The sequence below is a fragment of the Synechococcus sp. H55.11 genome, from assembly GCF_047462475.1.
Taxonomy (GTDB): domain Bacteria; phylum Cyanobacteriota; class Cyanobacteriia; order Thermostichales; family Thermostichaceae; genus Thermostichus.
The window spans coordinates 1-5,815 of record NZ_JANSJI010000147.1; the positions used below are offsets into that span (position 1 = coordinate 1).

The following is a 5,815-nucleotide window of genomic DNA, read 5'->3' on the forward strand; positions in this document are numbered from 1 at the left end:
TTAAAAAGCCCAACCCTGCCTGCTGCAACATGCCAAACACCTCGGGGATCGTAAATCCCTTGTCGTTGGCAAGCAGATAGTTGTTCAGGATGGCGGCGTCTTCGGTATAGTTGGCCGGGTTCCACAGCACTGCCTTGGCCACCTCTTCCTGCAGGGATCCCATGAATTCCCGCACGTTCTTGGCGCCTACTGCTGGCGGGACGTCGAATTGCCCCACCTTTTGCAAAGCTTCCTGCAGGCGGAGAAACACCTGGCGTTGGCGGCGGCTGTGGAGATTGGCGCGAATAATGCCCTCGGGCTTGAGAACCTTTTTCATCGCCCGCAAGCCCTCAGTGGGATCCGCCAAAAAATACAGAACGTCGTTCAGGCTGATGAAATCGAACTGGATCCCCAGGCGATCCAGCTCCAGCACGTTGAGGACGTAGCACTGGACATCGGTGAAGCCGTGGCGGCGCAGGCGTTCCTCGGTGAGCTTGACGGAAGCCGGCGACAGATCACAAGCCACAATCTGGGCGCCCGGATTGGCCTCCGCCATCATCAGCGTCTCCCAGCCGGAGCCACAGCCGGCGTTAAGCATCACCTTGCCCTCTGACGGGACGAGCATGTGGGTGCGCAGGTACTGGGCGGTGGCGTAGCTCATCTTGAACATCTCCCCCAAGGCATTGCGGGCCGACTGGGAGAGGGGCACATTGGGGTAGGGCAGGGCCTCGTAGAGGCTGAGGGCCCGGTCTGCAGCCGAGAGAGCAGATCTGGTCATCGGCAGGGGAAAAGTGCAAGGGAGATCGAGAGAAGCAAGGCCATCGCTATGATTGAGTCTAGCCGCTGGTCGCGGCGGCGCTGCCGAGCAATAGAGATCTGCTGAGAACTGGCCATGACTGCTGCTGCTTTGCCCCGTCGCCGCTCCCGTTTCTCCCTGACAGGCACCCTGGCCGCCGTGGGCGGGGCGCTGCTGTGCGGGATCCTGGTGGTACGGCTGCAGGTGCCGATGCTGGAGCGAATCAATCTAGAGGCCCTGGAAAATGCCGAGGCCCGCAAAAACCGCAACATTGCCCTGGCCACCACCCTGGGCTGGCTGGGCTACCGCAACCTGGGCGCCTCCTGGCTGTGGCTGGAGCTGATCCAGTACTACGGCGACGCCCCTGCTCGCGCCCAAACCGGCTACGGCCTTGCCTACGAGTACTTCGACCACATGCTGCGGCTGGATCCCAATTTCTTCTTAGGCTACCGCCTCTCCAGCTTGGTGTTGGCCTATCGGGCTGGCCAGCCGGAAAAAGCCGTCGAGATTTTGGATCGCGGCCTGCAGCAGTTTAACCCCCAAAACAACCCCGATGCCTGGCGGCTCTACGTGGATCGCGCCCTGATCAACTTCATGTTTTTGGGGGATGCGGAAGCGGGCCGCCGCGACTACTACCAAGCCGCCGCCTGGCGGGAACAGGTGGGCTTGCCCGGTGACGATTTTCGCCAACTGGGGGACAACATCGCCCGCAGCCCCCTCAGCCGCCGCTCCCGCTTCGATGTCTGGCTAAGCGTGTTTAACGCCACCAGCGACCGGGATACCCGCCAGTTTGTTCTGGAACAACTGACCCAATTGGGGACGGTGCTGCGCACGTTGCCCACGGGCGAGATCGAGATTCTCCCGCCGCCTCTGCCCAGTGGACTTGAGGAAGAGCCCTACCGCTTGCGCCTGTGATTCCAATCCAGTGACGCACTCCCGACCCTCATCTTCGTTGAGTCAACACAACATGGCTTACAGCACGCTGCGCGAACCGATAGCGTACGGGCTTCACGCTTCCCAGACTTGTTGGTACAGAGGTCTCAGCGTGCTGCCACCGTGCCACCCGCGGCGGGAACCAGTCAGGGAAACTCTTTAAGCTAACTGGACAAAGATTGCCATCTAGGGTTGTGACGTTGCCCCAAGAGGTGAGCTAGACTCTAACCCAAATTCTCATCCTGGGAGCCGACTTTTGCAGAAGGGCAAGCTCCGCGTCGGAGAAGTTGCTTTCTCTGACGCGGGTGAGTTATTGGCTCTGGCGCCTCTTTCCGAGGAAGCAGCAGCCCATTTGCTTCTGCCAGTCTGCGAAGACGCCTCAGGCTTTTGGCGGGTTCCCGCAGCCTCCCCATTTCTTATTATTTCTTAACTTTTGTTGTTCTGCACAATAGGAGTGATCCCCATGGCCTCAAGAACTTCTCTCCTGATGACGGCGGCTGTCCTTTCGGGCACTTGGTTTGTCCTCCCTGCAGCGGCCCAATCTTCCGCGACAGCGCGAGTACGGTCGGTGGTGGATGGGGACACCTTTTGGGCAGACTTGAACGGCAGGCCCACCCGTTTTCGCCTTGCCTATGTGGATGCGCCGGAGCTGACGCAGGGACGCTGGGGGCGGCTCTCACAAGAGGCTTTGCAAAGCCTGCTGCCGCCGGGATCCCTGGTGCAGGTGGATACCCTCTACGTCACGCCGGAAGGGCTGCACATTGCCCAGGTGTACAACTCTGAGGGCTTGGTGAATTTGGAGATGTTGCGCCAGGGGCAGGCGGCGGTTTACGAGCGCTTTTTGTACGGGGCCAACCGGGAGCGCTACCTGGAAGCTCAAGAATTGGCCCAGGCGGCGCGCCGAGGTTTTTGGCAGCAACGCAATCCGGTGATGCCCTGGGAGTTTCGGGAGACAGCCGCGCAAACCTCGGCCTTTGCGGGATCCAACGTTTTGGACGGCTCCTTCCTGCGGGAAAACCCGGCAGCGGCAGCGGGCGTGGGCATTGCCACAGCAGTGGTGATGGTGGGCCTGAGCAAAGTGTTGTGGAAAAAGCCTCGCCAGAAAAACGCGAGCATCCGCCAGATGGAGCGGGATCTGAAACAACTGCGGCGCAGCCTGGCCACAACGCTGGCCAGCTGCAAACAACTGGAACGGCAGTACGATCAACTGCTGCAAAAGGCTGAGGATTGGTTTGTCAGAGCCGAGAAGGCCAGCCAACATGACCAGGACGAACTGGCGCGCCAGGCTTTGGTGCAGCGGAACCAACACATGAGTGCCGCAGAGGCGGTTCGTCGCTCCCTGGACGAGGTTGAGGCCCAGGCGACAGCTATCCGCGAGGGCATTTCCCGCTTGGAAAGCCAGATCGCGATGGCCAAGCTGGAGCGGGAGATGAACAACTGACGTGAGCGCGGCCAAGCCCAACTCCTCCTCTGCTCTGTCCAGCCGGGCTACAGCAAGGTCTGGGGCAGGCTTTGCAGAACCGTGTGGACGATTGCCGCCGAATTGAGCGCCGCCGTCTGAAAGAAGCTCAAGAAATCGGCGTCGTCTCCTGCATCGCTGACCGAGCGCACCAGCAGACAAGGGATCCCGGCTTCTTGTGCCACCCGCACCACAGCCGCCCCTTCCATCTCCACCACCAGAGCCCCGGTGCGCTCGCGGATTTGGCGGCGCAGGTTGGCGTCGGCCACGAACACATCGCCGGTGGCCACCAAGCCTTGATAAATGATGGGATCCCGACCTTGCAGAGGGTGGAGAGGGATCCGCTCCGGGTGGGCCACAATTAAGTCGTAGAGGGCACTGTCGGCCTCAGCCAGGGGGTGGCGCAGCTCGGGAATAAAGTCGATCCCCAGGACAAAGCCTTCGGGCCGTCCGGTGCCGAAATCGTGCTCGATGGCAGTGTGGGCCAGCACCACATCTCCCATCTGTAGGTGATCGGCCAAGGCCCCGGCCACGCCGGTAAAGATGATGCCCCGCAAAGGGAAGTGGGCCACCAACAGGGCTGCCGTAGTTGCCGCCCGCACCTTGCCCACCCCTCCTTGAACCGCCACCACCGGTTGTCCGGCCAGGGATCCCTGATGGAACTGCCGCCCCAGATGGGTATGGACAGAATGGATCTCCATTGCTTGTGTGAGCATGGCCACTTCTTCCGGCAGGGCTCCCACAATGCCGACAGCCTTTTGGGAGGGGTGGGATGGAGCTTCCATAGGGCTTCCCTCAGGTTTTTTTAGAATCCTTAGGTTTGAGAGGCGGGCGGGATCCGGTGTCCCCACAGGCCCGGCCATTTGGTGACTTTGAGATCTCCCAGCACCTGCACCTGACAGGCCAAGCGCAGCCCGTTGCCGCCCTGGGCCGCCGCAGTGGACGGGAGTTGGTGGGGTGGCAAAGACAGGCGGGCCCGTTCTCGCCAGCCCATGGGGGAAACAGCCCCTTCGATCTGTACGGCACAGGTGCCACAGGTGCCCAGACCGCGGCAGTTGAGGATATGAGCCGGCGGGTTGTAGAGCGGGATCCCGGCTTGCAGCAGCACCTGGCGCAGGTTGGCGCCCGCCTCACAAGTGAGGGTGCGTCCTTGAACGTCAATCTGGGGCATAGGCAACCTTCCTAACCGCGAACAGTCCTATTCTGGCCTGAGCCGGATCCGGCAGCATGGCAGGTAGGTGGGAGGGCTAGGCAGTATAGTTAAGGTGGTTAGACAGGGAGTAGGGGAAAGATCATGGCCTACAGCGAGCCGCTCATTGACCGTTCTCCAGAGGTTTTTTCAGAGTTGGAGGAACCTGTTCGCTATGTTGAGGTCGTCTCGGCGGTGGTTTCCAGCCTCAAGGAAGATGCCGCCTACGAGAACCACGAGCAGGGTCACACCTGGAAATTCACCTACGGCACTGCGGAAGTGTTCGTCCACCTGAGCGGCGAATCCCCCGAAGATACCCTGTTGGTGTGGTCTCCCGTTCTCTCTCTGCCGGTGGCGGAGCCTGCTAAGCTCATGCAGAAGCTGCTGGAGAAAAATTGGAGCGACACGCTGGAAGCCCGTTTTTGCATCTGGAATAACCAAGTAGTCCTCAACCACTACCGCACTCTCGAGGGGATCAGTGCGGGCGAGATCTCGCGGGCCGTCACCATTGTCGCCAGCCTGGCCGATGAATACGACGAGCCGCTGCGAGCAGAGTTTCCCCCCGCTTGAGATGGGATCCCAGGGAGCTTGGCTGCCCTATCGCGTGGCTCCTGGCGGCTGGCAGATGGAACAAGATGCCTGGCTTTTGCAGCGGCTGCGCCATGCTCCCAGGCCCTGTTTGCGCTTCTACGGCTGGGATCGGCTCACCCTCTCCCTAGGGCGGCACCAGGCCTGGCCCGATTCAGCGCCAGGGATCCCAGTGGTGCGCCGGCCCACCGGCGGACGGGCGGTGTTGCACCAGGCGGCTGAAGAGGCAGCGGAGCTGACCTACAGCTTGGTGCTGCCCCTTTCTTACCTCCAACGTCGGCTGCCCCGTTTGCAGCGGGCCTGCGTGTACGACTTCTGCTGCCGCTTTTGGGTAGAGGGCCTGGCGGCGCTGGGCATTGCGGTGGATCCACGCGTTTCTGCTCACGACCGACCTGCTGGCCAGAACCGCCTAACCCCAGACCCGGGCTACCACAACAAAGTCAGTTGCTTCGCCGCCCGTACCCGCGCCGATCTGAGCTGGCAGGGCAAAAAGCTGATGGGCAACGCCCAACTGTGGCAACCCTGGGGGATCCTGCAACAGGGATCCCTGCTGTTGCGGCCCAATTTCGAGCTGTGGGAACGATACCTGCCCGGCTCTCAGGTGATTGGCGTGTACGACCTTTGCCCCACAGCGCCGGGGATCCCTGAACTGATCGAACATTTTCTCCAAATGGCCCAAGAGTGCTTTGAGGTGGAATGGCAAGAAGAAACCTGGCCGGATCCGCTTCACTGGGAGGATCCGGCGGGGATAGCTGACCCTGAGTGATAGAGAACGGCAAGATCCACTTCCCCCCTCTCCCTCTGGGAGAGGGGCTGGGGGTGAGGGGGTGTTCGTCTCATTGGTATTCGGGATAACTTTGGAAGTGGTTGC

Annotated in this window: 7 protein-coding genes; 4 read left to right on the top strand and 3 right to left on the bottom strand. The window is 61.3% G+C overall.

Annotated features, from left to right (window positions below):
• The coding region (locus NW853_RS06385) for a class I SAM-dependent methyltransferase (RefSeq protein WP_414348423.1) at positions 1-757 on the bottom strand (757 nt) is incomplete at its 3' end.
• 114 nt (positions 758-871) lie between these two features.
• Here NW853_RS06385 and NW853_RS06390 point away from each other — a divergent pair.
• Positions 872-1,690 (top strand): hypothetical protein, encoded by an 819-nt coding sequence (locus NW853_RS06390; RefSeq protein WP_414335874.1) that lies wholly within the window; start codon positions 872-874, stop codon positions 1,688-1,690.
• A gap of 481 nt (positions 1,691-2,171) precedes the next feature.
• Positions 2,172-3,149: a PspA/IM30 family protein gene (locus tag NW853_RS06395; RefSeq protein ID WP_414335873.1), complete on the top strand. Its 978-nt coding sequence runs from the start codon at positions 2,172-2,174 to the stop codon at positions 3,147-3,149.
• Positions 3,150-3,196: 47 nt separating this feature from the next.
• Here the strand turns inward: NW853_RS06395 and NW853_RS06400 are convergent, their stop codons facing one another.
• The gene (locus tag NW853_RS06400) at positions 3,197-3,952 is read right to left on the bottom strand and encodes a 5'-methylthioadenosine/adenosylhomocysteine nucleosidase (RefSeq protein WP_414335872.1); all 756 of its coding nucleotides are present in this window, start codon (positions 3,950-3,952) and stop codon (positions 3,197-3,199) included.
• 29 nt (positions 3,953-3,981) lie between these two features.
• Positions 3,982-4,338, bottom strand: a complete 357-nt coding sequence (locus tag NW853_RS06405; RefSeq protein ID WP_414335870.1) for a 2Fe-2S iron-sulfur cluster-binding protein — start codon at positions 4,336-4,338, stop codon at positions 3,982-3,984.
• A 123-nt stretch (positions 4,339-4,461) separates the two neighbouring features.
• Between NW853_RS06405 and NW853_RS06410 the strand changes: the two genes are divergently transcribed.
• Together NW853_RS06410 and NW853_RS06415 are read left to right on the top strand one after the other, a co-directional pair.
• Positions 4,462-4,926, top strand: coding sequence for a YbjN domain-containing protein (locus NW853_RS06410; protein WP_414348426.1), 465 nt, complete (start codon positions 4,462-4,464; stop codon positions 4,924-4,926).
• The gene (locus NW853_RS06415) at positions 4,883-5,710 is read left to right on the top strand and encodes a lipoyl protein ligase domain-containing protein (RefSeq protein WP_414335868.1); all 828 of its coding nucleotides are present in this window, start codon (positions 4,883-4,885) and stop codon (positions 5,708-5,710) included. Before NW853_RS06410 ends, NW853_RS06415 begins: the two co-directional genes overlap by 44 nt.
• Positions 5,711-5,815: the final 105 nt, after the last annotated feature.

Excerpts from the sequence above, each read along its gene's own strand:
- NW853_RS06405 (WP_414335870.1), bottom strand. The coding sequence starts at position 4,338 with ATGCCCCAGATTGACGTTCAAGGACGCACCCTCACTTGTGAGGCGGGC.
- NW853_RS06400 (WP_414335872.1), bottom strand. The coding sequence starts at position 3,952 with ATGGAAGCTCCATCCCACCCCTCCCAAAAGGCTGTCGGCATTGTGGGA.
- NW853_RS06390 (WP_414335874.1), top strand. The coding sequence starts at position 872 with ATGACTGCTGCTGCTTTGCCCCGTCGCCGCTCCCGTTTCTCCCTGACA.
- NW853_RS06410 (WP_414348426.1), top strand. The coding sequence starts at position 4,462 with ATGGCCTACAGCGAGCCGCTCATTGACCGTTCTCCAGAGGTTTTTTCA.
- NW853_RS06415 (WP_414335868.1), top strand. The coding sequence starts at position 4,883 with ATGAATACGACGAGCCGCTGCGAGCAGAGTTTCCCCCCGCTTGAGATG.
- NW853_RS06395 (WP_414335873.1), top strand. The coding sequence starts at position 2,172 with ATGGCCTCAAGAACTTCTCTCCTGATGACGGCGGCTGTCCTTTCGGGC.